Origin of the sequence: Neisseria sp. KEM232, assembly GCF_002237445.1 — a bacterium.
In the GTDB taxonomy this organism is placed as follows: domain Bacteria; phylum Pseudomonadota; class Gammaproteobacteria; order Burkholderiales; family Neisseriaceae; genus Neisseria.
Genome location: NZ_CP022527.1, coordinates 667348 through 693602, shown reverse-complemented (window position 1 = coordinate 693602; position 26255 = coordinate 667348). Strand labels below are relative to the sequence as shown.

30 protein-coding genes and 1 other RNA gene are annotated in these 26255 nt (G+C 55.6%); 18 read left to right on the top strand and 13 right to left on the bottom strand.

What is annotated here, in order from left to right; genetic code table 11:
- Positions 1 to 120: 120 nt before the first annotated feature.
- The 9 genes from CGZ77_RS03465 to CGZ77_RS12430 all read right to left on the bottom strand — a co-directional run bounded on the left by CGZ77_RS03465 (position 121) and on the right by CGZ77_RS12430 (position 7808).
- Positions 121 to 954 carry a DUF4198 domain-containing protein gene (locus CGZ77_RS03465; RefSeq protein ID WP_009425002.1) on the bottom strand — a complete coding sequence of 278 codons (834 nt, stop codon included), beginning with the start codon at positions 952 to 954 and terminating at the stop codon, positions 121 to 123.
- Between the two features lie 170 nt (positions 955 to 1124).
- Positions 1125 to 1625, bottom strand: a complete 501-nt coding sequence (locus tag CGZ77_RS03460; RefSeq protein ID WP_009425003.1) for a hypothetical protein — start codon at positions 1623 to 1625, stop codon at positions 1125 to 1127.
- A 60-nt stretch (positions 1626 to 1685) separates the two neighbouring features.
- The gene (locus CGZ77_RS03455; protein WP_036495434.1) at positions 1686 to 2912 is read right to left on the bottom strand and encodes a pseudouridine synthase; all 1227 of its coding nucleotides are present in this window, start codon (positions 2910 to 2912) and stop codon (positions 1686 to 1688) included.
- Between the two features lie 631 nt (positions 2913 to 3543).
- Positions 3544 to 4224: an IS1595 family transposase gene (locus CGZ77_RS03450; RefSeq protein WP_094030943.1), complete on the bottom strand. Its 681-nt coding sequence runs from the start codon at positions 4222 to 4224 to the stop codon at positions 3544 to 3546.
- Between the two features lie 695 nt (positions 4225 to 4919).
- Entirely contained in the window at positions 4920 to 5219 is a 300-nt protein-coding gene (locus CGZ77_RS03445) for an addiction module antidote protein (protein ID WP_009424856.1), read from the bottom strand.
- Positions 5212 to 5514, bottom strand: coding sequence for a type II toxin-antitoxin system RelE/ParE family toxin (locus tag CGZ77_RS03440; protein ID WP_009424857.1), 303 nt, complete (start codon positions 5512 to 5514; stop codon positions 5212 to 5214). The genes CGZ77_RS03445 and CGZ77_RS03440 overlap by 8 nt, the downstream gene beginning before the upstream one ends.
- A 103-nt stretch (positions 5515 to 5617) precedes the next feature.
- Complete coding sequence (locus CGZ77_RS12615) at positions 5618 to 6730, bottom strand: DUF927 domain-containing protein (protein WP_232304363.1); 1113 nt, start codon at positions 6728 to 6730, stop codon at positions 5618 to 5620.
- Positions 6633 to 7376, bottom strand: a complete 744-nt coding sequence (locus CGZ77_RS12610; RefSeq protein ID WP_009424859.1) for a DUF927 domain-containing protein — start codon at positions 7374 to 7376, stop codon at positions 6633 to 6635. The genes CGZ77_RS12615 and CGZ77_RS12610 overlap by 98 nt, the downstream gene beginning before the upstream one ends.
- A 12-nt stretch (positions 7377 to 7388) precedes the next feature.
- The gene (locus tag CGZ77_RS12430) at positions 7389 to 7808 is read right to left on the bottom strand and encodes a hypothetical protein (protein ID WP_094030942.1); all 420 of its coding nucleotides are present in this window, start codon (positions 7806 to 7808) and stop codon (positions 7389 to 7391) included.
- A 136-nt stretch (positions 7809 to 7944) separates the two neighbouring features.
- Here CGZ77_RS12430 and CGZ77_RS03425 point away from each other — a divergent pair, with 136 nt between their 5' ends.
- Positions 7945 to 8307 carry a transcriptional regulator gene (locus CGZ77_RS03425; RefSeq protein ID WP_009424875.1) on the top strand — a complete coding sequence of 121 codons (363 nt, stop codon included), beginning with the start codon at positions 7945 to 7947 and terminating at the stop codon, positions 8305 to 8307.
- 83 nt (positions 8308 to 8390) lie between these two features.
- Here CGZ77_RS03425 and CGZ77_RS03420 read toward each other — a convergent pair whose 3' ends face one another.
- The 3 genes from CGZ77_RS03420 to nirK all read right to left on the bottom strand — a co-directional run bounded on the left by CGZ77_RS03420 (position 8391) and on the right by nirK (position 11131).
- Entirely contained in the window at positions 8391 to 9137 is a 747-nt protein-coding gene (locus CGZ77_RS03420) for a formylglycine-generating enzyme family protein (RefSeq protein ID WP_009424876.1), read from the bottom strand.
- 29 nt (positions 9138 to 9166) lie between these two features.
- Entirely contained in the window at positions 9167 to 9685 is a 519-nt protein-coding gene (locus CGZ77_RS03415) for a cytochrome c (protein WP_009424877.1), read from the bottom strand.
- Between the two features lie 246 nt (positions 9686 to 9931).
- Positions 9932 to 11131, bottom strand: a complete 1200-nt coding sequence (nirK, locus tag CGZ77_RS03410) for a copper-containing nitrite reductase (RefSeq protein ID WP_009424879.1) — start codon at positions 11129 to 11131, stop codon at positions 9932 to 9934.
- A gap of 345 nt (positions 11132 to 11476) precedes the next feature.
- Between nirK and CGZ77_RS03405 the strand changes: the two genes are divergently transcribed.
- The 4 genes from CGZ77_RS03405 to ykgO all read left to right on the top strand — a co-directional run bounded on the left by CGZ77_RS03405 (position 11477) and on the right by ykgO (position 16068).
- Complete coding sequence (locus CGZ77_RS03405; RefSeq protein ID WP_094030941.1) at positions 11477 to 13723, top strand: nitric-oxide reductase large subunit; 2247 nt, start codon at positions 11477 to 11479, stop codon at positions 13721 to 13723.
- A gap of 346 nt (positions 13724 to 14069) precedes the next feature.
- On the top strand, positions 14070 to 15380 hold the full coding sequence (locus tag CGZ77_RS03400; RefSeq protein ID WP_009424883.1) for a replication-associated recombination protein A: 1311 nt from the start codon (positions 14070 to 14072) through the stop codon (positions 15378 to 15380).
- 287 nt (positions 15381 to 15667) lie between these two features.
- Positions 15668 to 15943 (top strand): type B 50S ribosomal protein L31, encoded by a 276-nt coding sequence (locus tag CGZ77_RS03395; protein ID WP_009424885.1) that lies wholly within the window; start codon positions 15668 to 15670, stop codon positions 15941 to 15943.
- Entirely contained in the window at positions 15943 to 16068 is a 126-nt protein-coding gene (gene ykgO, locus CGZ77_RS03390) for a type B 50S ribosomal protein L36 (protein WP_009424886.1), read from the top strand. The genes CGZ77_RS03395 and ykgO overlap by 1 nt, the downstream gene beginning before the upstream one ends.
- Before the next feature lie 93 nt (positions 16069 to 16161).
- Here ykgO and CGZ77_RS03385 read toward each other — a convergent pair whose 3' ends face one another.
- Positions 16162 to 16722, bottom strand: coding sequence for a pseudouridine synthase (locus tag CGZ77_RS03385; RefSeq protein ID WP_009424887.1), 561 nt, complete (start codon positions 16720 to 16722; stop codon positions 16162 to 16164).
- Positions 16723 to 16995: 273 nt separating this feature from the next.
- On the opposite strand from CGZ77_RS03385, the gene icd reads away from it, so the two are divergent.
- The 13 genes from icd (at position 16996) to CGZ77_RS12425 (ending at position 26236) form a co-directional block, all read left to right on the top strand.
- On the top strand, positions 16996 to 18234 hold the full coding sequence (gene icd, locus CGZ77_RS03380; protein WP_009424888.1) for an NADP-dependent isocitrate dehydrogenase: 1239 nt from the start codon (positions 16996 to 16998) through the stop codon (positions 18232 to 18234).
- A gap of 114 nt (positions 18235 to 18348) precedes the next feature.
- Positions 18349 to 18711: a transfer-messenger RNA gene (gene ssrA / locus CGZ77_RS03375) on the top strand.
- Positions 18712 to 19010: 299 nt separating this feature from the next.
- Positions 19011 to 20225, top strand: coding sequence for an integrase arm-type DNA-binding domain-containing protein (locus tag CGZ77_RS03370; RefSeq protein ID WP_009424889.1), 1215 nt, complete (start codon positions 19011 to 19013; stop codon positions 20223 to 20225).
- A gap of 487 nt (positions 20226 to 20712) precedes the next feature.
- Positions 20713 to 21786: a hypothetical protein gene (locus CGZ77_RS03365; protein WP_009424892.1), complete on the top strand. Its 1074-nt coding sequence runs from the start codon at positions 20713 to 20715 to the stop codon at positions 21784 to 21786.
- A 93-nt stretch (positions 21787 to 21879) separates the two neighbouring features.
- Positions 21880 to 22641, top strand: a complete 762-nt coding sequence (locus CGZ77_RS03360) for a hypothetical protein (RefSeq protein WP_009424893.1) — start codon at positions 21880 to 21882, stop codon at positions 22639 to 22641.
- Between the two features lie 108 nt (positions 22642 to 22749).
- On the top strand, positions 22750 to 22986 hold the full coding sequence (locus CGZ77_RS03355; RefSeq protein ID WP_009424894.1) for an AlpA family transcriptional regulator: 237 nt from the start codon (positions 22750 to 22752) through the stop codon (positions 22984 to 22986).
- Positions 22983 to 23522 carry a phage antirepressor N-terminal domain-containing protein gene (locus CGZ77_RS03350; protein WP_009424895.1) on the top strand — a complete coding sequence of 180 codons (540 nt, stop codon included), beginning with the start codon at positions 22983 to 22985 and terminating at the stop codon, positions 23520 to 23522. The genes CGZ77_RS03355 and CGZ77_RS03350 overlap by 4 nt, the downstream gene beginning before the upstream one ends.
- Positions 23519 to 23752 carry a helix-turn-helix domain-containing protein gene (locus CGZ77_RS03345; protein WP_009424896.1) on the top strand — a complete coding sequence of 78 codons (234 nt, stop codon included), beginning with the start codon at positions 23519 to 23521 and terminating at the stop codon, positions 23750 to 23752. Before CGZ77_RS03350 ends, CGZ77_RS03345 begins: the two co-directional genes overlap by 4 nt.
- 100 nt (positions 23753 to 23852) lie before the next feature.
- Positions 23853 to 24266: a Mor transcription activator family protein gene (locus CGZ77_RS03340; protein WP_009424897.1), complete on the top strand. Its 414-nt coding sequence runs from the start codon at positions 23853 to 23855 to the stop codon at positions 24264 to 24266.
- 11 nt (positions 24267 to 24277) lie between these two features.
- Positions 24278 to 24766: a DUF1804 family protein gene (locus CGZ77_RS03335; RefSeq protein WP_036495417.1), complete on the top strand. Its 489-nt coding sequence runs from the start codon at positions 24278 to 24280 to the stop codon at positions 24764 to 24766.
- A 349-nt stretch (positions 24767 to 25115) separates the two neighbouring features.
- On the top strand, positions 25116 to 25415 hold the full coding sequence (locus CGZ77_RS03330) for a hypothetical protein (RefSeq protein ID WP_036495418.1): 300 nt from the start codon (positions 25116 to 25118) through the stop codon (positions 25413 to 25415).
- A gap of 122 nt (positions 25416 to 25537) precedes the next feature.
- Complete coding sequence (locus CGZ77_RS03325; RefSeq protein ID WP_009424900.1) at positions 25538 to 25798, top strand: primase-helicase zinc-binding domain-containing protein; 261 nt, start codon at positions 25538 to 25540, stop codon at positions 25796 to 25798.
- Positions 25799 to 25861: 63 nt separating this feature from the next.
- Positions 25862 to 26236 carry an IS630 transposase-related protein gene (locus tag CGZ77_RS12425; RefSeq protein ID WP_232504855.1) on the top strand — a complete coding sequence of 125 codons (375 nt, stop codon included), beginning with the start codon at positions 25862 to 25864 and terminating at the stop codon, positions 26234 to 26236.
- Positions 26237 to 26255 lie beyond the last annotated feature (19 nt).

Sequence of the window (26255 nt, the reverse complement as noted above, 5' to 3'; positions counted from 1 at the left end):
GTCTTCAGACGGCCTCTTTGTCTGTCTGACCGTGTGGCGGCCTTTAATCGGATTGCACTTCAAAAGGCCGTCTGAAACCCCGTTTGGCGGTTTCAGACGGCCTTTGTGCTGCCTGCTTTATTAATGGTGGTGATGGTGGTGCGCTTCGGTATGCGCGCGCTCCTGTCCGATCGGCATAATCAGCGTGGCGTAGGCGGCCGATTCGCCGCAGACTTTCGGGTCGGCAAACGGCGCTTTGTGCACCACTTTCACTTTCCACAAGCCTTCGACCAGCGGCAGAACGTTGACCTTGCCTTCTTTGTCGGTTTTGCCGGAAAAGGCCTGCGGCTCGCGGTGGTCGTGTGCCGCCGCCAAATCGCGGGCGACAATGGTGTCTGCCGTGGCGGTGACGGTTGCGCCCGCCAGCGCTTTGCCCTGATAGAGGATTTGCACGGGGAAGAGCTGGCCGGGTTTGACCGTGTTCGGATTTGCCAGCGGCACGATTTCCAACATCTGGCCGACAGGGCGGGAGATGGCGGCCAAATCTTCCGCGCCGCCGACGTTCACCACGCTTTTGCCGAACATTTGGCTTTGCTCGCAGGACACGGCCGACGGGCGATCGGCCATGTTTTTCTGCTCCCATTTTCCTGCGGCGTCTTTCGACCAGAAAGTCGGCTTGTAGGTGGCGCTGATGATGTAGCTGCCTTTTTTCAGACGGCCTGATGCGTATTGGTAGTTTTCGCCCTGCTGTTTGAGCGCGGCGGTTTTGCCGTCGGGAGAAGCGATGTGCAGCGGCGCGAAAATGTGCAGGCGGTCGGCAGGGATTTTTTCCGCGTGCGGAAAATCGTGGCTGTATGCCAAATCGGCCTGCAAGGCTTCGGAAACGGACAGCTCGGCGGGCGCGTTCACCCAAACTTCGTGGGCATGGGCGAGGGCGGCGGTGCAGAGCAGGGCGGCGGGAAGGAGTTTCTTCATAATCTCTCTTTCTGGAAACGGATGGAAAACGGGCGCACGGATGCACGCGCGCGTTATGATATTACATTTTCTGTGCACAAGAAAGGGAAACGAAGGAGGGACGGGCGCAAAACATTCTGCCGCCGCGCAGACGGAGCGTGCGCGGCGGCAGAATGCGGCGTTCAGACGGCCTATTGCACGCGTTTGACGGGAAAATAGTAAACGTCGGGTGCGGCATACATTTTCAGGCCGTCGTTGCGGTCGAGCTGGATGAAGGACATCGCGCCGTCTGAGCAGCTTAAAGAAAGATTGACGCGCAGGTATTTTTTGTCGGCGCTGATTTTCGCCAATGCTTCTTGCAGGGGCGCGGAATAGGCTTCGGCTTCTTCTTTCGTGCCGTTGCGGTTTTGATCTTCGATGCTTGCGCGGATGCTTTTGGCGAGTTCGCGGCCGCTGATGCGGTCGGTGTTGTGGACATAGCCTTTTTTGCGGTTGTCGCAGCCGGCTTTGATTTTGGCGAATTCTCCAAAGCCATGTGTGGTGATAACAAAGCGTTCCGCGGACGCCTGGCCGTTTTTGACAACGGTTTCTTCCCAAGTGCCGTAGCTTTCGCGGTGCGGATTGCCTGCGGCCTGCGCGGTGGCGGCGAGTGTCAGGGATAAGCAGAGCAGGGCGGTTTTCAAGTGTTTCATGGGACGCCTTTTTGTCGGGGTGCAAGGTTTGACTTCTTTGCAGCTTCGTTTTCAGACGGCCTATTTCCTGCGCCGCCGCCCGCCTGGCAGACCCATGTCCGCCCATTTCACAATATTGGCTACTTCGGCGGGATTAAGCTCGTAAAATTGGCCGCGTTTGAGGCGGTTGGGCAAACCGATCGGCCCGAATCCCACGCGCACGAGGCGGCTTACTGTCAGCCCGAAATGCTCGAAAATGCGGCGCACTTCGCGGTTGCGGCCTTCTTTAATCACGACGCTGTACCATTTGTTTGCACCCTCGCCGCCCTGCTCGAAGATGCGTTCCACTTTGGCCAAACCGTCTTCCAGCATCACGCCTTCTTCGGTCAGCTCGCGCATCTGTTCGGCGGTCATTTCGCCCAACACGCGAACGGCGTATTCGCGTTCCACTTCAAAGCTGGGGTGGGCAAAACGCTGCACCAGTTCGCCCGATGTGGTGAGAATCAGCAGGCCGCTGGTGTTGATGTCGAGCCGGCCGATGGCCACCCAGCGGCTGCTGGCCGCCTGCGGCAGGCGGTCGAAAATGCTCACGCGGCCTTGCGGGTCGTCGCGCGAAACAATTTCCCCCTCCTGCTTGTAATACAGAATGATGCGCGGCAGGCGGTCTGCCCATTTGAGTTTGATAACGCTGCCTTTGACGGTAACGTGGTCGTCGGGCGTAACCTTGTCGCCCAAGCCTGCGGTTTTGCCGTTTACCTGCACCAGGCCGGCGGCAATCCATTCTTCCATTTCGCGGCGCGAGCCGACACCCGATGCGGCCAGCACTTTTTGCAGGCGTTCGGGTTCGATGTGCGAGAGGTCGCTGCGCCGCTCTTTCAATTCGTGCGCGCGCTCCATGATTTTTTGGTTGGGATTGCGGACGACGAGTTTTTTCGCTTTGGACGCGCGCTGCTTGGGTGCACGGTTTTCGTGCGGCAGAAGGCCGTCTGAAAACTCCCTGCGGCCGTTTTCAGACGGCCTTTTGCCTGCTGTGGCGCGGTTTGTGAAGGGTTTTCCGTCGGTGTGTCTGCCGCGTGCCGATGTTTGACGGCTGTTGTTGTTTGACGAAGCCTGCCGAGAGCGTTCGGAGCGCTGTCGGTTTGCGTGCTGCGTGCCGTTTTCAGACGGCCTTTTGCCTGCGGCACGGTTTTCTTCGCGCGAAAAATCCTTGTGTCTTTCAGAAGGCCTTTTCGCCGCGCGCGGTGTTTTGGCAGAGGCGGCGGACGCGCCGTCGCGCCATTGGCGTTTGCTGGTTTTCTGTTTCGGCATGATGTTCTCCTTAACGCGCCGTCGCGCCGAGCGGCAGCCGTTCTTCTGCGGCTTGGCTTTGCCTGCGTGCACCGAAAAAGGGCGGACGCAGACGGCAAATGCTTGGGCGGCAGGGGTTGGTGAAAAGATGCGGGCAGCCGCGCCGTATTGCGGCGGCTCGTGTTCGGACGGCCTGTCCGTCCGGTGTTCCGGGTATTAAAAACCGCCAATTCTTGTCGAACCGGCGGTTTGGGCTTTCCGGCACACGCCGGAAAAGTGTCTGGTGGAGGCGGGGTCTTTCATACTTTTCGCCTAAATGCCTGATTCTATTTGAATTGTATTTTTCAGTTTCCCAAATGTTACCCCAAAAGTTACCCCATAATCGTTTGGTAGGGGTGTTTTTTGGGGTAATTTCGGCGGGCGGATGGTAGCAGGAAAGGGGGCGGGGTAGGAAGCGCGGGCGGGCAGGCCGTGAAAAAAAAGCGTATAGAGATGCAAAAAGCAGTGGTTACAGTGGTTATGTGGTTACACTTGACATAAGACAATGTTTCTAATCGGGAAAATGTGTAACCACTTACATATCTTTACTGGTTACGGGTGGTTACGCCTGTTTTTGGCCTTTGTAATCTGTTGGGGGCTTAGGAAGCAAAAATCATTTCAAAGGATCTTTTCGCAGCATTTTCAGCAGCACTTTGTACAAATCATCATGCCTGTGATTAAAGCGGAATTCGGTTTCTTTCAAGTGCAGGTAAAACGTATGTCGTGCTACGCCGTGAAATTGTATCAGACGGTGTTTTGCATAACTCCAAAACGACTCGATACCGTTGATATGCTGCGCTCCTCGGGCAAATTCATTCTGCCCGTGACGCACCCTGAAATGCTTTGCAAAACCCATATCAACCAAGCCGTGATAACCACGCCGGCCATCAGTATTGATGACGCTCTCAACAGAAATGTGCCCGCGTATTACCTTTTGCAGTGTGGCTTTGGACGCATCAGGAACGATTTCCGTATAGACCTTGTTGCCCCGTTTGAGTACGCCGAAAACGATGGTTTTGCCACCGGCACCGCGCCCGCGTTTACCACGGATGCGCTTTGCGCCAAAGTAAGATTCGTCAAGTTCCACAACGCCGTCAAAAGGGGTTTGCCGCTCGCTTTCGACAGCCAAACGCCGGCGCAATTTCAGAAAGGGCGTGTTGATGCTTCGGACGCTGATACCGGTTAGCCCGGCAGTATCGGAGGCGGTCAAATCCAAAGCAAACAGCCGCAGGATTTGACGAAATTGCGGTTCGGAAATTTTGCTGAACTTTTGATACTTGTTTTTTAATTTCATTTCAGAAGCTTATCACTGTTTTTGGTGATTTTGCTTCCTAAGCTCCTCTGTTGTTTTAAAAGGTGTAACCACTGTAACCACAGCGTAACCACATAAAAGAAGTTGGTGGTTACCGTTAAAACCCGCATGAATAAAGGCTTTGCGGATGGGTGTAACCACGTAACCACATAAAACGCATTTTCTCGCGCGTATAGCATTTTTGAAATTCAACAATCGGCGCGTTTTCGGCGGTTTTGTTTCCTGACAGTTAACAATCAGGAGTGCCGCCGCCTCGGACGGCAGGCTGTGAAAAAGCCGCTTGTCTGCGGGAATGGTGTTTTAAGGGCTGAAAACGGCGTTTTGCGGGGTTTGGGCGGCTGGTGTAGGGGGATATTGGCAGGGCGCGGCGTTTGCTGCGGTCTGTGACGCTCTGCGGGGCGGGAATGGGGTGGCCGTCTGAATAAAGTAGGTTTTTGTAGGTTGCAAAAAAAAGCCGCTTTGCTTGGCGGCTGGTGTTTTTTTGGCGGCTTTTCTTTGGGCGTTATAGTGAGCCAAAATAAAAAAGATACAAGGCAGCAAGCCGCAGACAGTATGGGTAATACGGCAAGGCGCAGCAACGCCGTAGATTTTTTATTTTGGCTCACTATATCTTGAATTTTGCCGGTTGGTTTTCTTGAATGGCGGAAAAAAAGCCGCCTTGTTCGGCGGCCTGTGCTTTATGCGCTTTTCGCTCCGATTTTGATTTGCACGCCTAGGGCATCCAGTATTTTGACGACGGTATCAAATCGGGGCTTTGCGTTTGGGGCTAGGGATTTGTACAGGCTTTCGCGGGAAACGCCCGCCTGTTTGGCGATTTCCATCATGCCCCGCGCTTTGGCGGCGGCGTTGATGGCTTGCAGCAGTATGGCGCTGTCTCCCGCTTCTGCGGCCTCTTCCGCCGCCGCTTCCAGAAACAGGCTGATTTCTTCTTCGTCTTGCAGGTAGCGGGCGGGGTCGAAAGGGGTTGTTTTAATCATGGCTCAATTCCTCTTTGAGTTTTCGGGCTAGGGTTATGTCTGCCTGTTGCGTGCCTTTGTCGCCGCCTGCCAGCATGAAAATAACGGTGTTGCCGCGTATGGTGTAGTAAAGGCGGTATCCTTTGCCTTCGGTTATGCGGATTTCGGAAAGGCCGCCGCCAACGGATTTATGGTCTCCCAAATTGCCCGCGCTTATGCGCAGCAGGCGGGCGGCTATTTTGGTTTTGGCGCGCTTGTCTTTCAGCCCCGATAACCATTGGTCGAAGTGTTCCGTTGTTTCGATGGTGTATCTCATGCTTTGATTGTGTAGCCGAAAGGATACATTGTCAAGCGGCGGGCAGGCTTCCGAACGGCAAAAAGCCGCCATGCGGCGGCTGTTGCGGCTTTTCAGACGGCCTTTATTCCTGTCCGTCGTCTGAATCGGGCGGCTCTGCGCCAATTAGGACATAGAAGCGGCCTTTGCCGCGCTTTTGGAATTTCCATCGCCTGCCGTCTTGCGGTTTGGCAAGCCAGCCGATGCCGTGCAAGACGGTGCAGGCTTTTTCTTTGTCTGCACCCTGCATGATTTCTTCTTCAAAGACGAAGGGGATTATCCAGTATTCGTCCATGCCTGCCGCATTGGCCGCCGCGTCAGGGCTGGGGCGTCTGTATCCCGCGTGGTCTTTGTTGGTGCATTCAGTGTTCCAGTCGGAAAAGCGCAGGCCGTGGGCGTGCTGTTGCATGAAGGCGGTCATGTTGCGGATGATTTGGCGGTCTTCGTATTTGCCCGCGCTGTTGGCGGCAAACCAGTCTTCAAAACACTGCTTGATGCCTGCGGTGCCGATGCCTGCGGGCAGGCCGGTGATTTCGGCGGACAGTTCCAGCGCGGCGGCGGCAAGGGCGAAGCGGCGGGCTACGCGGCAGGCTTGGCCGTCCAAATCGGGCAGGGTGGCAAGAAAGGCGGCAAGGGCGGCGCGGACGGTGTCGGCGGGGATGGTTTGCAGTTTGGCCGCCCATGCGCGGATTGCTGTGCCGTGGTATTTCTGGGCGGCGGCTTTGAGGTGGTCGGACAAGGCCGCGCCGTTGGGAAAGCCGTGCAGGTTCTCGTAAATGCCGTGCAGTGTGGCGGCGGGGATGCTGGGCAGGCGCACGTTTTGCCCTGCCTCCCATGTTTCACCCGCCCGCTCCATGTAGTTTTTCAGGGCGTATTCTCCCGTTGAGAACAGCAAAACGCGCCATTCTTGGGCGGCTCGGTTGCCGCCGTCTTTCGCGCCCTGTGTTTTGGATTTGCCGTTGATAACGGAATAGGCGGTTTTGCTGATGGTCTTCGGGTGGGCTTCGCCGATTTCGTCCAACACCAGCAGGCCGTCGTTGCGGGCAAGGGCTAGGTTGGAGAAACCCAAATCCGTGCCGCGCCATGCGGCTTTGAGGGCGTTAGAGCTGCCGTAGACGCTCAATCCGACAAGGGCGGCTGTGGTTTTGCCGTCGGATGAATCGCCGTAGATGTGGAAGCCGCCGTTTTGCTCGTCCAAAAGGTGCAGCAGGGGGGGCGGCCAGTGCCGTGCCGACGGCCAGCAGTAGGCGGCTGTTGCCTGCGGCGTAGCGGGCAATATGCTGTTGCCAGTCTTGCAGCGTGCCGCTTTGGGTGTAGGCAGGGGCTTGGCTGGTGTCGCCGTTGTAGATGACGCGGGGGGCTTTAAGGCCGTCTGAAAGGATTTCGCCGCTGGGCAGGATGTACGCGTCGCTTTGCCAGCCAGCTTTGCTGGTGACGGTGTACGGGGTGGTTTGGCCGTCTGTTTGCAGGTAGTCGGCCAGCAGTTCGCGCTTGCGCCGCCCGCTCATGACGGTCAGGCCGTAGCCTTGCAGGCGCTGCCAGCATGGGGGCGTGCCGATGTCGGCCATGGCCAGCGCGGCGGTTTTGCTTTGGCGGGTGTGGGAATCGCGCCAGCGGATAACGCGATAATAGCCGCCGTTTGTGTCTATGCCGCGCCCTATCAGTTCGATTTGGTCGGACAGGCGCAAGGGGGCTTTTTCTGTGATTTGGCCGTCTTTGTCGGATTCCACAGCGATGTAATACACGCCGCTGCTTTTGCACTCAAAGTAGGGGCGGGCGGCTACGGGTTCAAAGTCGGCGGCGGGATAGTTTGCTGCGGTTTGGGGCTGGTGTTGTGCGGTCATGGTGTTCTCCTTTCAGACGGCCTTTGCGGCCTGTTTGGCGTTCAGATCGTTCAGTGCGTCGAATCCTGCGGTTTCACTCTGCCAGATGCCGCCGCCGATGCCTGCGCGGGCGGCGCGGCGGGTCAGGGCTTCGGCGGCTTTGCGGGCTTCCTCAGCCTTGCGTTTTTCTTCGGCCTTGCGGGCTTCTTCAGCTTTGCGGGCTTCTTCGGCTTTGCGGGCTTCCTCAGCCTTGCGTTTTTCTTCAGCTTTACGGGCTTCCTCAGCTTTGCGTTTTTCTTCCGCTTTTTTTGCTTCGTCGTTTTTCGACTGGTTTCCTGGTTTGACCGAAGGAGCGGTAGGGGCGGATTTGGCAGTGGGGCTGCCGCTGCCTCCACCGCAGGCGGCGAGACTGAGGGCGATAACGGTTAGTGCGCTGACTTTTTGTAAAGACATAGTATGATTCCCTATATGGTTGGTAATGTGTTATGGATTATATTTACTCTTTCTTTACGTTTGTTAATAGTTAAGTTTAAATTACCAACCTTTCTGTTTAAATTTCACGACAGACGCTTATACATAATCCGCCGCTATGCATACCGAACAAGATAAGGCGGATTTCAGCCAAAGGCTGCAAACCACGCTCAAGCTGGCGGGGCTGGATACGCTGTCGGGCGCGAACCTGGCCAACCGTTTCAATCTGCGCCATCCCAACCAGCCGGTGAGCACGCAGGCTTTTCACCATTGGCTGACGGGGCGTTCGATTCCGACTGCGGACAAAATCGATACGCTGGCAAAATGGCTGGACACCAGCCCGGAATGGTTGCGCCACGGCAGGATGGCGCTCGATTGCGGCAGCGTTTCGGCGGACGAGCTGCTTTTGTTGTCGTATTTCCGCGCGCTGCCACCGGAAAAACGCCGTGCTTTGATTGTGCTGCTGCATCAAAGCGGATAAGGAGCGGGAGGCCGTCTGAAAGCGGCGAAAAGGCCGTCTGAAAACATTTTTTGTTTTCAGACGGCCTTTCCATTTCAAGGGCTTTACTGTGCGCAGCGGAAGCCTAAGTTGTGGACGGAGAATTTGGATTGCAGGCTGGTGCGGAAACCGTAGCGCAGGAAAGCGGCGTAGTTGCTGGGGTCGGTTGCTCCGGCCGCAGCGCCGCTGCAGAACATGGAGGCATCGACGCCGCCGGCGTTGAGCAGGCTGCTGTTGAAGTCTTCCGTCCATTCCCAAATCAGGCCGTGCATGTCGTGAATGCCCCAGTAGTTGGGTTTCAGACGGCCTACGTCGCGCAGGCCGTTGCGGCTGCCTTGGGCGTACCAGTTGAGGATGGTGTCGCGGTATGCTTTTTCGTTCGCTCCGTTGGGCTTGAGTTCGGAAGCCTGCCCGGCAAATTCCCATTGGTTGATGGTGGGCAGATGTTTGCCCTGTGCGGTGCAGTAGGCATTGGCGGCAAACCAGGAAACGAAGACGACGGGCTTGTTCAGGTCGGCTTTCTGCGGGGCGTAGCCGTCTGCTGTTTTAACCCAATGGGAGAGGTAGTGGCGGTCGCTCTGTTTGCTGCCGAGTTTGCCGCGCTGCCATTGGGGATTTTTTTTGACGAATTCGTAGAATTGGGCGTTGGTAACGGGCAGTTTGTCCATTTTGAAGGCGCCGACTTTGGCCAGCGGGGCGTCGGCGGCAAGGTAGAGGGGGCGGTAGGTGCCGCCGGGCAGGTCGGCCATTTCGCCTGCCGCCGCGAGTGCGGGCAGGAGGGCAAGCAGGCTGCAAAGTACGGTTTTTTTCATATTGCGCTCTCTTCGGATGGGTTGTCGGGTTATTTTGTTTTGCGGTAGGCGGCAACTTCGTTGGCGCTGATTTCTCCGCCGCCGTTGCCGAACGAGTTTAATACATAGGTGGAGACGGCGGCCACTTCTTCGTCTTTCATGGGGAAGGAGGGCATGATTCCGTCGTATTCTTTGCCGTTAACGGTGATTTTGCCGCGTATGCCGTGCGTAATGGAGGCGACAAGCTGCATTTTGTCGCCGGCGAAATAGTCGGCTTGGGCAAGCGGCGGCAGGGCGGCGTTCGAGCCTTTGCCGTCGATGCCGTGGCAGGCTTTGCAGCGTTTGTCGTAGATGTCTTTGCCTGCTTTGAGGTGCGCGGGCACTTCGACCTCGGCGCTTGTTTGTGCGGCAGAAGCCTGCTCCGATGCTGCCGCCTGCGTGTTTTCAGACGGCTTCAAAGCTGCCGGCGGTTGTTCGGAAGGCGTTGGAGCAGCGGTCTGTTTCTCCCCGCCGTTGCAGGCAGCAAGCAGCAGGCAGAGTGTGGCGGCAAACGGCTGTGTGTATTTCATGATATGTTCCTTTGCGGTTTCGGCAGCCGGTTGTTTGTTGTCGGTTATTGTCCGGCGGTGTTGGAATGGTTGCGGGCAGACAGGATTTTTGCCCTTAATCTACGGTTAAAAAAGGCATCCGCATGCCTGAATATCCGTTCGTCGATACCCTCGCGGATATTTTCAGACGGCCTGATTCAAGAATACGGATGCCTCGTATCGCTTTGAGTCTGTATCCGGCCGGTTGCCCGACCGGATGTGTCAGCCTTATTTGCTTTCGGCAGAAGCGCCGGAAGCGGCAGGCGCGGAAGCTGCTGCGGATGCGGCAGGTGCTTCGCCACCAGCAGGCTGGTAGGCGTTGTCGCTCAGTTTTTTGGTCATGATGTTGTCTTGGTGTTCGCCTTCGACAACCAGCTGACCCAGTGCACCTTTGTTGAACGCACGGAAGATGGAGTGGTCAACGATGGTGAAGCTGCCTGTGGTATCGACTTTGAATTCGATGATAGCTGCGCCACCGGCAGGAATCAGGGTGCTCTGCACGTTTTCGTTCACCAGTTTGCCCGCTTCGACGTAAACTTTGTCGAAGATCTCGCCGATAACGTGGAAGGAAGAAACGAGGTTCGGGCCGCCATTACCGACGAACATACGGACGGTGTCGCCTACTTTGGCTTTCAGGGCTTTGTCGCCGGCAATCGCGCCTACATGACCGTTAAATACGACATAGTCTGCGTCTTCGCGGATGGCTTTGTCCATGCTGAACGGTTGCAGGCCGGGTTCGCCGTATTTGCCTTTGGTGTAGAAGTCGCCTTGGACAATGTAGAACTCTTTGTCCACTTTCGGCAGACCTTCTTTCGGTTCAACCAATACCAAGCCGTACATACCGTTACCGATGTGCATACCGACAGGAGCTACGGCACAGTGGTAAATATACAGGCCAGCCTGCTTGGCTTTCCAACGGAAGGTGGAGGTGCGGCCGGGAGCAGTGAAGGAGGCTTCTGCGCCGCCGCCTTGGCCGGTTGCGGCATGGAAGTCGACATTATGCGGAACGGTGGAAGTTGGGTTGTTGGAGAATTCCACTTCTACGGTATCGCCTTCGCGCACACGGATCATCTGACCCGGAACGTCGCCGTTGAATGTCCAGTAGGTGTAATCAACGCCGTCGGCCATTTTCATGGTTTTTTCAACGGTTTCCATTTTCACCTTAACCAGAGCGGCATGATCGCGGTTAACGGGAGGAGGCGCTTCCGGAGCGTGTGTCATCACAGCTTCAATAACCGGCAGCTGATCGACGGGAACATCGGCCTCGGCGGCACTCTGTTGCTCGGGAGTGGCAGGTGTTGCGGAAGCAGTTTGCGCCGCAGCAGGAGCGCTGTCGTTAGCAGGCTGAGCGGGAGCTTGTTTGTCGTCGTTACAGGCTGCCAGTGCAAATGCAGCGGCAATTAAAGCAGCTAGGGTTTGGCGTTTCATAGTTACTTTCCTTTTACTGGGTTACGTTCACAATTTACGTGGGGCAATTATGGATTACCCACCTTAACATCTATTTGATATAAATCAAATAAGCGGCATTAACATTTTATTTCGCTTGCTTTACCCATTCCAACAAAAATGCAATGTGCCTTAAACTACGGAAAAATCAGCTTAATTGCAACGGAAGATTTTCAAACGGAAATAAACGGTTTTCCCATCCTGCGCCGTGTTGCCGAAAAAATACGGTTGCACGGCATCCGGCTTTATTTCCCCGTTCAGTCATGCTACAATTTTTAACATTCATATTTCATGAATTTTTAACACAACCACCCAAGGAGCTCAATCATGGGACAGTATAAGAAGCTTTGGTATCTGCTTTTCGCAGTACTGGCTGTCTGCTTTACCATCCTCGGCTACATGGGCGCGGAAGTCTATAAAAAGGCTCCGCCCTATCCCGAGCAAGTTGTAACCACTTCCGGCCAGGTCGTCATGACGAAAGACGACATTCTGGCCGGCCAGTCTGCCTGGCAGTCTACCGGCGGCATGGAAGTCGGCTCGATTCTGGGTCACGGTGCCTATCAGGCTCCGGACTGGACTGCCGACTGGCTGCACCGCGAACTGGTTGCCTGGTTGGATTTTACCGCCCAAGACCAATTCGGCAAGAAATACGAAGAGCTGGACGCATCCCAACAGTCCGTTCTGCGCACACAGCTGGCTGACGAATACCGCAACCAAAGCCGTGTGAAAGAAGACGGCAAAGTGGTTATCAGCGAAACCCGTAAAAAAGCGATTGATGCGGTTGCCCCGTATTACATCACCCTTTACGGCAACGATCCTTCCATGATCAAAACGCGCGACAACTTCGCAATGAAAAACAATACATTGCCTAGTGAAGAAGCACGTAAAAAGCTGACCAACTTCTTCTTCTGGACTGCATGGTCGGCTTCGGCCAACCGTCCGGATAAGGACTTCACCTACACCAACAACTGGCCTCACGAACCCCTGATCAACAACGTGCCGACTACTGAAAACTACATGTGGTCGTTTACCAGTATCGTATTACTGCTCAGCGGTATCGGTCTGTTGCTGTGGGGCTACTCCTTCCTGACCAAACACGAAGAAGTACAGCCGCCCGCTGAAGATCCTCTGGCCAAACTCGAGCTGACTCCCTCGCAAAAAGCATTGGGCAAATACGTCTTCCTGACTGTCGCCCTGTTTGTCGCACAAGTCCTGCTCGGCGGCCTGACAGCCCACTACACCATTGAAGGCCAGGAATTCTACGGCATCGACTTCTCCGCATGGCTGCCCTACGCATTGGCGCGCACATGGCACATTCAGTCCGCCATTTTCTGGATCGCTACCGGCTTTTTGACCGCCGGCCTGTTCCTTGCCCCGATCATCAACGGCGGCAAAGACCCGAAATTCCAACGTGCGGGCGTCAATTTCCTGTACATCGCCCTCTTCATCGTGGTGCTCGGTTCCTACGGCGGCAACTTCCTTGCCCTGAGCGACAACATGCCCTCACAGCTGAACTTCTGGTTCGGCCACCAAGGCTACGAGTTCCTCGACTTGGGTCGTTTCTGGCAGCTTCTCCTGATGGTCGGCCTGCTGCTGTGGCTCTTCCTGATGGTACGCTGCACATTCGGCGCGTTTAAAGAGAAAAACACCGACAAAAACCTGCTGGCCATCTTCGTAGCCTCCATGTTCGGCGTCGGCGTGTTCTACGCGCCCGGCCTGTTCTACGGCGAGCACACCCCGATTGCCGTCATGGAATACTGGCGTTGGTGGGTAGTGCACCTGTGGGTGGAAGGCTTCTTTGAAGTGTTCGCCACCGCATCGTTCGCCTTCATCTTCTACAACATGGGCTTCGTGCGCCGCAACACCGCCACCGCAGCCACCCTGGCCGCAGCCGCCATCTTCATGCTCGGCGGCGTGCCCGGCACCCTGCACCACCTCTACTTCTCCGGCTCCACTTCCGCCTCCATGGCCATCGGCGCATGCTTCTCCGCGCTGGAAGTCGTGCCCCTGATCCTGCTGGGACGCGAAGCCTACGAACACTGGTCTTACCAAAACGCCGCACCGTGGGCCAAACGCCTGCGCTGGCCGCTGATGTGCTTCGTGGCCGTGGCCTTCTGGAACATGATCGGCGCAGGCGTGTTCGGCTTCCTGATCAACCCCCCGATCTCCCTGTTCTACATCCAAGGTCTGAACACCACTGCGGTACACGCCCACGCGGCACTGTTCGGCGTATACGGCTTCCTGGCACTGGGCTTCGTCCTCCTCGTCGCCCTCTACCTGAAACCGAACGACCATTTCAACGACAACCTGATGACATGGGGCTTCTGGATGATCAACGGCGGCCTGGTCGGCATGATCGCTACCAGCCTGCTGCCCGTCGGCGCCATTCAGGCCGCAGCCAGCATCACCCACGGCCTGTGGTATGCCCGCAGCGAAGACTTCATGCAACAGGATCTGCTGGAAACCCTGCGCTGGATCCGCACCCTGTCCGACCTGATCTTCATCGGCGGCGGCTGCTGCTTCGCATGGCAGGCAACCAAAACCGTATTCGGTTTCGGCAAATCCGCCAAATAAGGCTTGGCAGTTGATGCAATAAAGGCCGTCTGAATATCAAACCCGCCAACCCGGCAGGTAAAATCCAACGGCTTTCAAAAACCGAATCCCGTACCGCACGGGATTCGGTTTTTTTCATTCGAGCTTTATCCCATCGTGATTACATAGTAACCTGCGGCTTGCCATATCTTGCCGCCTCCGACACCGCCCGCAGATTCTTAAAAGTCGAAACTCCGGGATCGGCTTTGCCGTGCAAACCCGAATTTCCCCGCTCTGAGGCCGTCTGAAAGCGAAACTTCAACGAAGTGAAAACCCCGCTTCGGCAAGACCGAAATCCATCCCGCCATATTGATAAGAAAGCCCCGCCATGTCCGATTTATTCACCCGCGAACCCGAAGCCCCGCTTGCCGAACGCCTGCGCCCGCAATCGCTTGCCGACGTCATCGGCCAGCAGCACCTGATCGGCGAGGGCAAACCGCTGCACGTGGCGGTGGAAGGCGGCAAACCGCATTCCATGCTGCTCTGGGGGCCGCCGGGCGTGGGCAAAACCACGCTGGCGCGGATTCTGGCGCAGAGTTTCAACGCCCAGTTTCTGCCCGTGTCGGCCGTATTCTCCGGCGTGAAAGACATCCGCGAAGCGGTGGAAAAAGCCGAAATCGCGCTTCAGCAAGGTCGCGCGACGATTTTGTTTGTCGACGAGGTACACCGTTTCAACAAAGCCCAGCAGGACGCATTTTTACCCTATGTCGAAAGCGGCCTCTTAACCTTTATCGGCGCAACCACCGAAAACCCGTCTTTCGAGGTCAACCCCGCCTTACTCAGCCGCGCACAAGTTTATGTGTTGCAGGCACTCTCGCCCGACGACTTGGCCAAGCTCGCCGCCAAAGTGCTCGCCCTGCCCGAATATCAAGGTTTTGCCATCGAGGCCGACGCGCAGGAGCTGCTCATCAACACCGCCGACGGCGACGCACGCAGATTGTTGAATTTATTGGAACAACTCTTGCGCGCCGCCGCCACACGCCGTCTGAACACGCTTGATGCCGCCTTTCTGGCCGACAGCTTGGGCGCACAAATCCGCCGCTTCGACAAAGGCGGCGAAAGCTTTTACAACCAAATCTCCGCCCTGCACAAATCCGTGCGCGGCTCGCACCCCAATGCCGCGCTGTATTGGTTTTGCCGAATGCTCGACGGCGGCACCGACCCGCGCTACCTCGCCCGCCGCATCGTCCGCATGGCTTGGGAGGACATCGGCCTCGCCGACCCCCGCGCCATGCAGATTGCCAACGATGCCGCCGCCACTTACGAGCGGCTCGGCTCGCCCGAGGGCGAACTGGCTTTGGCGCAGGCCGTGCTGTATCTGGCCGCCGCCGCCAAATCCAACGCAGGCTATACGGCGTATAACCAAATGCGCCGCTTTGTGAAAGAAAACGCCAGCGACGAAGTACCCGTGCATCTTCGCAACGCGCCTACCAAACTGATGAAAGAACTCGGCTACGGCCGCGAATACCGCTACGCCCACGACGAGCCGCACGCCTACGCCGCCGGCGAAAGCTATATGCCCGACAGCCTCACCGAGCCCGATTTCTACCAACCCGTACCGCGCGGGCTGGAAATCAAAATCGGCGAAAAACTCGCATGGCTCAAATCGCTGGACGACGCGGCAGGCGAAAAAAGCTAAAGGATGCCGCAGCACAAAGGCCGTCTGAAAACCGCTTTTCGGCTTTCAGACGGCCTTTGTTTTGCCTGCCCGCAACCGGCAAAAGCACCGTTTTTCTTTTTCTATAGTGAGCCAAAATAAAAAAGATACAAGGCAGCAAGCCGCAGACAGTATGAGTAATACGGCAAAACGCAGCAACGCCGTATATTTTTATTTTGGCTCACTATAAAAACGTAAAGGCGCTTGCCATAACATTTTTTCCGTCTTATTATGTTACGACATAACAACGAAGGAGCGTAGCAAAAAAAATGAAAACAGGCATCCATCCCGACAACTACCGCACCGTGCTCTTTTTCGACAGCGGCGCGAACGAAGGCTGGCTCATCCGCTCGTGCGCCGACACGCACGGCAAAACCATGGTGTGGCACGACGGCGCGGAATACCCCGTCTTCATGCTCGATACCTCCTCCGCCTCCCATCCCGTCTACACCGGCAAACGCCGTGAATACAGCAGCGAAGGCCGTGCCAGCAAATTCCAGCAGCGCTATCAGAGCATGATGGGCGCATTGAGAAAGGACAAATAATGCAGGTTTTATCCTCACTGAAAACAGCCAAAGCCCGCCACCGCGACTGCCAGATCGTCCGCCGCAGAGGCAAGGTCTACGTTATCTGCAAGAGCAACCCCCGTTTCAAAGCCCGGCAGCGTTAATCCTTGGATTGCGTTGCGTTCACAGGGCAGAGGCCGTCTGAAAACCTGTTCTCAGACGGCCTTTGCCCGTGTATTGCCCGTGTTTGCAGACCATCACGGCAGATGCGGCGCAAACCGCCATTTGCCCAAAGCCAAGCCGCAGTCAAACAGATTCAGACGGCCTACCGCCACCCGGACCAGCCGCAAACAGGGATAGCCCGCCTTCGCCGCCATCCGCCGCACTTGTCGGTTTTTCCCTTCCGCAATACGGATTTCCAGCCAAAAATCGGGCACTGTTTTACGCACGCGCACCGGCGGCACACGCGGCCACAGCCTGCCTGTTTCCGTCGCGGCCAACAAACGGACTTTCGCCGGACGCGCCGTAAAATCCCCCAAATCCATCGGTCGGGAAAACGCGGCCAGTTTGTCCGCATCCGCGCTGCCTTCGAGCTGCGCCCAATAGGTTTTTTCCAGCTTGAACCTCGGCTCGGCAATCCGCGCCTGCAAACGGCCGTCGTTGGTGAGCAGCAGCAGCCCCTCGCTGTCGGTATCCAGCCGCCCCGTCGGATAAAAGCCGGGCGCGTCGATAAAGTCTTTCAAACTACGGTGTTTTTCGTGCGCGGAAAACTGGCAGATCACGCCGCAGGGCTTGTTGAATGCAATCAGATTGTCCATAACCCTTCTTTACACAAATTAGTGAATCAAAATAAAAAATCTACGGCGTTGCTACGCCTTGTCGTACCACCTGTACTGTCTGCGGCTTGCTGCCTTGTATCTTTTCCATTTTGATTCACTATCGTTTCAGACGGCCGCAATTGTACGCGCGGAATAGACGCAAACAAACGACGCCCTAGCGAAAATTTACAAAATCAAGCATAATCGCGCGGCTGCGTCCGCCAGGACGTGTCAACAAAAGAAGACGATCAACCTAAAGTTTCAGGAGACACCATGAGTCATATCAAAGTACCCGCCGAAGGCAAAAAAATCGTTGCCGGACAACCCGTTCCCAACAACCCGATTATCCCCTTCATCGAAGGCGACGGCATCGGCGTCGACATTACCCCCGTGATGATCGACGTAATCGACGCGGCCGTAGCCAAGGCTTATGGTGGCGAGAAAAAAATCCACTGGATGGAAGTCTACGCCGGCGAAAAAGCCACCAAAGTCTACGGCGACAACGTCTGGCTGCCCGAAGAAACCCTCGAAGCCCTGAAAGAATACGCCGTATCCATCAAAGGCCCGATGACCACCCCCGTCGGCGGCGGCATCCGCTCGCTCAACGTCGCCCTGCGCCAGGAGCTCGACCTTTACCAATGCGTGCGCCCCGTGCGCTACTTCAACGGCGTGCCCTCGCCGCTGAAAGACCCGTCCAAAACCGACATGGTCATCTTCCGCGAAAACACCGAAGACATCTACGCCGGCATCGAATGGGAAGCCGAAAGCGACAACTGCAAAAAAGTCGTCTCCTTCCTGCAAAATGAAATGGGCGTGAAAAAAATCCGCTTCCCCGAAACCTCCGGCATCGGCATCAAACCCGTTTCCAAACAAGGCACGCAGCGTCTCGTGCGCGCCGCCATCCAATACGCCATCGACAACGACAAACCCAGCGTCACCCTCGTGCACAAAGGCAACATCATGAAGTTCACCGAAGGCGGCTTCCGCGACTGGGGCTACGAGCTGGCGCAGAAAGAATTCGGCGCCCAGCCCATCGACGGCGGCCCGTGGTGCTCCTTCAAAAACCCGAAAACCGGCAAAGAAATCATCATTAAAGACGCCATTGCCGACGCCTTCCTGCAGCAAATCCTGCTGCGCCCCGCCGAATACAGCGTCATCGCAACTTTGAACCTCAACGGCGACTACATCTCCGACGCGCTGGCCGCACAGGTCGGCGGCATCGGCATCGCCCCGGGCGCCAATATTTCCGACCAATACGCCATCTTCGAAGCCACCCACGGCACCGCGCCCAAATACGCCGGACAAGACAAAGTGAACCCCGGTTCGCTGATTCTGTCGGCCGAAATGATGCTGCGCCACTTGGGCTGGAAAGAAGCCGCCGACCTCGTGATCAGCGCGATGGAAAAAGCTATCGGCGACAAACAGGTTACCTACGATTTCGCCCGCCTGATGGACGGCGCCAACGAAATCTCCTGCTCGGCCTTCGGCAAAGCGATGATCGAGCGCATGTAAACCCTTTGCAGGCAGACAGAGGCCGTCTGAAAACCCCGCCGGGCGCTTTCAGACGGCCTTTTCCCACTCATGGCAATTTCGGCCGAACCCCTGTATAATCCGCCCTTCCTATCTGGGGGCGATCTTGGTTTCGACGGGGGTTGCGAAGCAGATGCGGGCATACCGGGGTCTCAGATTTCCCGTAAAACACTGAACACAAATAGTCGCAAACGACGAAACTTACGCACTGGCCGCCTAAGGCCTGCCGTTGCAGCAGTTAGTCAATGGGCTGTGCGGGGCAACCCGCCGCAACGTCATCTTACATTGACTGGTTTCCTGTCGGGTTACTTGGCAGGGAATAAGATTTAAGGTAACTGGCTTCCAAACAGCCTGTCGGTTGGCGGAATGGAAGCGAGATTCCAAATAAACACGACTAAGTATGTAGAACGCTTTGTAGAGGACTTTCGGACGGGGGTTCAATTCCCCCCGCCTCCACCAAAACTTAGTATTCTGGCGTATGCTAGGGTAACAAAAACCGCTAACTAAACAATGACTTAGCGGTTTTTTATTGCCTACTGTGCGCTGGTGTGTGCTTGTGTATCCGCGATTTATGGGGTAACTTTTGGGGTAACTTTTCAAAAAACACCCCGAAACCACCCTAAAATCTGCCTGTTTTTTAACCTATTTTCCGTAGAAAGTTACCCCATAAATTTTTAAAACCTTCGTAGAGTAATGTTCTACAAGGTTTTATCAGTCTTTCAAAGTTACCCCATAAATTCACCCAAAGTTACCCCAAAATGCCGAAAGCCGTTACCCCGCTGACCGATTCCCAGTGTAGAAGCCTTGCCATCCCCGAAAGCGGCACGGCACAGCTTTCCGACGGCGGCGGGCTGACATTACAGGCGGGCAGGGGCGGGAAGTATTGGCGGCTGCGCTACTACCATCCGCAGACGGGCAAACGGGAAGAAATGCGGCTTGGCGTCTATCCCGCTTTGGGCTTGCGTGCTGCACGGGAGCGGCGGGAAGAAGTCCGCCGTCTGCTGGAACAGGGCATAGACCCGAAGCGGCACGCACAGGATGAGGCCTTGCGGGAACGTAATCAGGCTTTCGGCTGTTTTGAAGCCCTTGCCCGCCGCTGGCACGCCGACCAATGCGCCAAGCCTGACAAGTGGACACCGGCACACGCTTCCCGCGTTTTGCGCAGTTTGGAGCTGCACATTTTCCCGGCTATCGGCGGGCGTACCGTGGCCGACATCATGCCGCTTGAAGTGTTGGAGCTGCTGCAAAAGCTGGAAACGGCGGGCAAGAACGACACCGCCCGCAAGGTGTATGACGTAGTGAATCAGGTGTTTGCCTATGCCGTGCGGCTGCGCCTTGCCCTGTACAACCCCGCTTCCGAGCTGCGGGGTGAGCTGGCACAGGTGAAACAGCGGAGCTTTGCCCACCTGTCCGACCCTGCCGAGCTAAAAACCCTGCTGCTGGACATTGACTGTTACGCGGGCAGTCCGCAGGTTTGCGCATTGCTGAAACTGTCCCCGCTGGTGTTTGTGAGGCCGTCTGAATTGCGTTTGATGAGATGGGCGGAACTGGACTTGTCCCGCGCCGTTTGGGAGAAAAGCGGCGAAACCATGAAAAACGGGCTGGATTTTGTCGTGCCGTTGAGCAGGCAGGCCGTGGCCGTTATCGAGGCCATGCGCCCCGTTTCGGGGCATTATGAATTTGTGTTTGCCCGCAGCGGGCGGGTGTTGAGCGAAGGAGCTGTTCGCAAGGCTTTGGAGCGCATGGGCTACAAGGGCAGGCAGACCGCCCACGGCTTCCGCCATATTGCCAGCACGCGGCTGAACGAGATGGAATTTAACCGCGATTGGATAGAACGGCAGCTTGCCCACAAAGACCCGAACCAAACGCGGGCAAGCTACAACAAGGCGGAATATCTGCCGCAGCGGGCGGCCATGATGCAGGAATGGGCGGACTATTTGGACAACCTGAAACAAGCCGACACGCCGACATGAAACCAAACGCCTGCCCCGTGAGGGCGTTTTTTGCGGCCATGAAAAAAACGCTATACGCGCGAGAAAATGCGTTTTATGTGGTTACGTGGTTACACCCCTCCGCAAAGCCTTTATTCATGCGGGTTTGCGCGTAACCACATAGCTTGATTTATGTGGTTACACTGTGGTTACAGTGGTTACACTTTTGTTTGCGGCCTGCTTTTCAAGCACCTGAAAAAGGCAAACCGCCGCAAATGCGCCCATTTTACAAAATGCGGGGATTTCCCGCCTGACAGCTATCTACATTACCCGCATCACAAACAGCCCTAAAAACGTCGCCACGCGCCCGCAATCGGCATTTAGACGGCAACCCCTAAGCCGCCAACAGGAAAACCGCCCCGAAAGGCGGTTTTTTATCTGTCAGCCATCATCAGCCGCACCCTGTCCGATTATGCATTTCATGTCCGATTGCGTATAATGCCGCATACACCAGCACACGGCAGCACACATGAAAGACCCCTTATACTTCCACCGCCCCGAATATGCGGCAAAACTGGTAAACAGCCTGAAAGACGGCATCACGCACGCCTTTACCCTGTTTGCTCCGCGCCGCATGGGAAAAACGCAATTCCTGCTGCAAGACGCCGCCCCCGAAGCGCAGCGGCAGGGTTTCAACGTCTTTTACTTCTCGTTTATGGACGCCGCCGCCCCCGCCGCCGATTTTCAGACGGCCTTACATGATTTTGTCCGCAGCATCCGCGCCACAGACAAAGCCAAAACCTTTATCGGCAGCATCAGCAAGATTGAAGCAATGGGCTTCGGCATCGAGAGGGAAACCGCCACCGAAACCATGCCGCGCCTGTCCGAAATCATCGGCGCGGCAGCCGCCGACAACCGCCCCGCCCTGCTGCTGCTGGACGAAGTACAGGAACTTGCCCGCAGCAAAGACACCGGCAACCTGATTAAATCCCTGCGCACCGGCATGGACATCCACAAAGACCGCGTCAAAACCATCTTCACGGGAAGCAGCACCAACGGCCTGCGGGCAATGTTCAACGACAACAAAGCCCCTTTCTTCCACTTCGCCCACGCGCTGGACTTCCCTTTATTGGGGCGGGAATTTACCGATTTTCTCGCAGGCGTCTACCAAGACCGCACCGGAAACTACATCGACCGCGCCGCCCTGTATGCCCTGTTTGAGCGCCTGTACCATACGCCCATGTATCTGCGGGCAATCATCCAAGACATGATTTTGAACCCCGCCCTAAACCTTGAAGAAGCCGCCGCCTACCGCATGGCCGAAATCGGCAGCGTACAGGCCGAGGCAGGGCAGTGGGCGCAGATGAAGCCGCTGGAAAGGGCAATCATCAAAGACATTGCCGCAGGCGGCGCAAGCCCCTACGGCAGGGAATCCCGCCGCCGCTATGCCACCCTACTTGGCGTGGACGACATCGGCACAAGCAGCGTGCAAAGCGCCATCAAGCGCATGAAGCGGCGGGAATGGATAAGCACGGACGCGCAAGGCCGCCTGATTGTCGGCAGCCCGCTGTTACATACTTGGATTGTTGAGAATATCGAATAGAGGCCGTCTGAAACAGCCTGAATGATAAAGATTTGATGAAAATTTGATTGCGGCAGTCAAAACGCTTGCCGCCGGTGTTTGAGGCCGTCTGAAATGAGTAAATTGCAAAGTATTATGAAATCCGTCAGGCATGATGATGAGTATATCCACTGCCGTGAAGCAGTTGAATTGATAGCAAAAGACACGCAGGAAGAAATCAGGGAAATAGGTAGATTTTTAGCAAGTCTGTTTTTTCATATCGAATTTTGCGATTTTTCGTATTACCAGTATGAAGATACAGGGATATACAAAAAAATCGAACCAATAGAGCTAGATATAGAGGCAAGAAATTTTGCTAATTCCTTTTTTACAAATGCTGATAAGGGAGTGTTTACTAGCACCCCCGTGGCACAAAGCGAAGAAACAGCGAGGTTTGTACAACATCTGATTGAAACTAACTGTTGTACCTATTGGGATTTTGGCGTAGACAATGATTTTGCCGTTTACTGGAAAAAAGACAAATTCTTTGAATTTTGCAAACGCTATGGCCTATTTTTAGGGAATGTCCCCACTCTAAATAGGGGGGATTCCCCCGATGGGGAAGCACTCATAGCGGTAAATAAACGGCTTGAATCTGAAAATGCCGTTTTAAAAAATAATTTGAATAACATCATCAATTCAGGAAAATCGGTTACTGCAAATATGAATATTATCGGCGCATTGCTTGGTACTTTGTTATCTGAACACAGATTTAAGAGTCAAACAGAGCTGAAAGCCTACCTGTTGAAACACTATGACGGTTACACAGGAATATCAGGCAGCAATCTAGACAACGTTTTTTCTTTGGCTAATCAATATTTGAAAGACCCTAAATAGGGGAAAATCTACCTTATTTAAAATGAAGCCGCCCCAAACGGGCGGCTATTCTTTTGTCCGTCGTAACACCAGCGCAACCAAGCGCATAACCGAAACGAAAGGACAACCATGCAAACCAATCTGAACAACCTGCCCGATAACGCGCAACTGACTATCGCCGACTTGGAAACCAGCGCCGCCCGCAAACGCAAGGGCATTACCCGCCTTTCCGCATCGCAAATCCGCAGACTGGAAGCGCGGGGACTGTTTCCCCAAAGCCGCCAAATCACCGGCACAAAATGCCGCTTCTACGTGGCGGGCGAAGTGAAAACATGGCTGCAACAACAGGCGGAGGGTAAGGCATGAACACCCTAATCAACATCCCCTTCCACAGTAAGCCCCTTTGCCTGATTGATGCCGACGGCAGGCCTTACGTTGCCATGCGCCCGATTGCGGACGGCATGGGCATAGACTGGAAAACACAAGAGCGCAAACTCAAAAACCGCTTTGCCTCAACCGTGGTCATTATGCCCACGGTTGCCCTAGACGGAAAACAACGCGAAATGCTTTGCCTGCCGTTGGACAAGCTGACCGCATGGCTGCTGACCATCAACCCGCGCAAGGTCAATCCCGCTATTCGTGCCGACGTGGAACGCTATCAGGCCGAAAGTGAAGCCGCTTTGTGGAGCTACTGGACGACAGGCATAGCAAGGCGGGATGAAATCCGCCGCGAACTGGCAGAGCTGGAAGCGGAGGATGCGGCATCGTTCGAGCGGGGCAGCATCGCAGGCAAAAGCCTGTATGTCCGCAAACTGGAAAAACAGCGCAACGACATGGCGCGCGCCGCCCTGCAAAGCGAACTGCCCTTTGTGTTTGCCGCCTGCGGAAAGGAAAACGCATGAAACCCGCAGCCCACCCCTTCAAACCCAACAGCCAAAACGCCGAAATCCTCGCCATCCTGCAAAGCGGCAAGAGCCTTACCCACTATCAGGCCGCGCAGATGGGCATTATGGGCTTCACATCCCGCATCAACGAAATCAGGGCGGCAGGCTTCCCCGTTGTCTGCACCATGACCGCCCATGAGAACAAGCACGGCAAAACCGTCAAGCGCGGCGTTTATACGCTGGCATAACTGTAATTATTGCTGTTTTATTGCGTGAAATATCGTTTTTAAGCAACGATATGGCATAAAACAACAGCAAACACCCCCTAACCTTTTCGGATTGGAAAACATGAAACTGCCCAAACTCACCCCCGAAAACCTGCCGACTGTCCGCCCCTACCTGCCCGATACCTTCCTGCAACTGGAAACCGTGGCCGGTACGCAAACCGCCCTGCTGCTGGTGTCCGAGCATGGCGGCGAACAATTCCCCGTTGCCAAAGGTGCAACGGTACAAGGCAGGCGGCGCAACGCCCGTATTACCGCCCTTGTCGGTGAAGCCGCCGCCCTGCGCCTTGCCGCCTACGGCCAACAGCGCAACATTGCCATACCGGCCTGCCGCAAGGCGCGGAAAGTGCTGCGCAACCGTGAAATCCGCGCCGCCTACGATATGGCGGAAGGTTCGGGCATGACCGCCGCCGCCCTTGCCCGCCGCTACGGATTGAACCAGCGGGCAATCTTCAACATCCTCAAGCGCAACGAATGAAAGGACAAACCATGCATCACGAAACGACACGCCAAGCCCTGCGCAACGCCTACATCAACGGTGCAAACATGGAAACGGCGGCGGCAGACTGCGGGATATGCCTGCGAACCGCCTACGCATGGAAGGCCGAGGCCAAAGCGGCGGGCGACGACTGGAACAGACTGCGGGCAGTCTGCGCCTTGGAAGACGTGGAAACCGTTACGCAAGACATCGTCCGCCGCATGACGAATATTTACGCGCAGACGGCGGAAGAGCTGTACGCCGATACACAGACACCCGCCGTCAAACGCGCCGAAGTGCTGGCGACGCTGGCCGACGCGCTGGCCAAAACCGTAGCCGCCAACAAGCGGATGATGCCGCAGGCTTCCGCCCTGGCGCAGTCCGTGCATACCCTGCAACTGCTGACGGACTTTACAGTGGAACGTTATCCGCAGCACGCCGCCGCTCTGGCCGAAATCATCGAACCTTTCGGCGAAGTGCTGCAAAAGTCCGAAGCTTGACAAACCCCCGCAGAGATTGCGAGATGACAAAAGCCAAAAACGGCTTTTGATGACAAATAAAGCACCTGCAAGCAGCCCCGAATTTTGACGGCAAAAGCCGCCCGAAACCCATTGACAGATTGAGCCTAGGGAAGCAAAATAGGGCTGTTCTCTAAATCGAAAACCCTAAACGGCACGGGTAACACGCCGTTTTTTCACGCCATCAATTCCCATAGTCCGTTTTTCAGACGGCCTATCTCAAGTTATGGCGGTGTCTGCCAACCGCAAGGCGCAGGCTGGACTTTTCGACCAGAGAGAGCACCGCCCCCTATTCGGGCTTCTTAAATCTCTAAATCGAAAGGACGCCATTATGGCAAATCAAAACAACATCCCCGCGCAGACCGCGCAAGAAACCGTAACCATCCCTTTAGACTTGGCAAACCGCATCATGGACGCGCTGTACTTCGGCGGCGAGTTTATCGCCAACACGGGCGCAATCATCGACACCATTTGCGACAACATGGCCGCCCATTCCGTCCGCAACGCCCCCATAAGTGCGAGCGGAAGCACGGCACGCCTTGCAGCAGTCATTCAAACCCTAGTCCCCCATGCGGAAAACCTTGAATCGTTCGATTTATCATCCGAGCTTGCGGGATACATTCAAAACTAACCCCATCCCCGCGCCCTGACGATTCAGACGGCGCGGGCTTCCTGCATCTGTAGCAAACGCATAACACGTTGATTTTAAACCGTTTAAATAGAGCCGATTCCAGCACTGCAAGGAGGGAAACCATGAAACCCGATTTGACCGAAATCAAGAACGCCGCCTATGGCCGCTGGCCTGAAATCCATGCCGCCCTAGGCATCCCCGCCAAACTCTTAAACACCCGCAAACACCAGCCCTGCCCGCATTGCGGCGGCAAAGACCGATTCCGCTACACCGACCACAAACACGGCGGCGGCTACATCTGCAACCAATGCGCCCCCGAAGGCGGCAGCGGCTTTGACCTGTTGATGCTGGTGTTTGGTTACAGCTTTACGGAATCTGTATAGTTAACCAAAACAAAAATTATATAATTCTCTCCCTTAACTCCACACCTTACCCGTTCCCGTTTTATGGCCTACTCTATCGATTTCCGTCAAAAAGCATTAGACCACTACGAACAGCACGGCAACATCAGCCAAACCGCACGCACCTTCCGCATTACCAACCGAACCCTTTACCAATGGATTGCCCTCAAAAAGGAAACAGGTTCGCTGCAACACCGCACCAAAGGCGGCAATTCGGAACGTATCGACAAGCAGGGAAAACAGAAAAAAACAATGCAAAATCGTCATATCAATGAACGGAAAAGAAATTTTGTTTTTACAAATCACCTGCACACACTGCGCCTTATCCGAAACCTGTTTTGGCCGCCTGATTTGCATATCGCACCGCCATGTTTTTTTCAGTATGATTCGTCCGTTTTTTCCGACGTTATTTCCATTTGAAACCACATTCAGGCAGTTA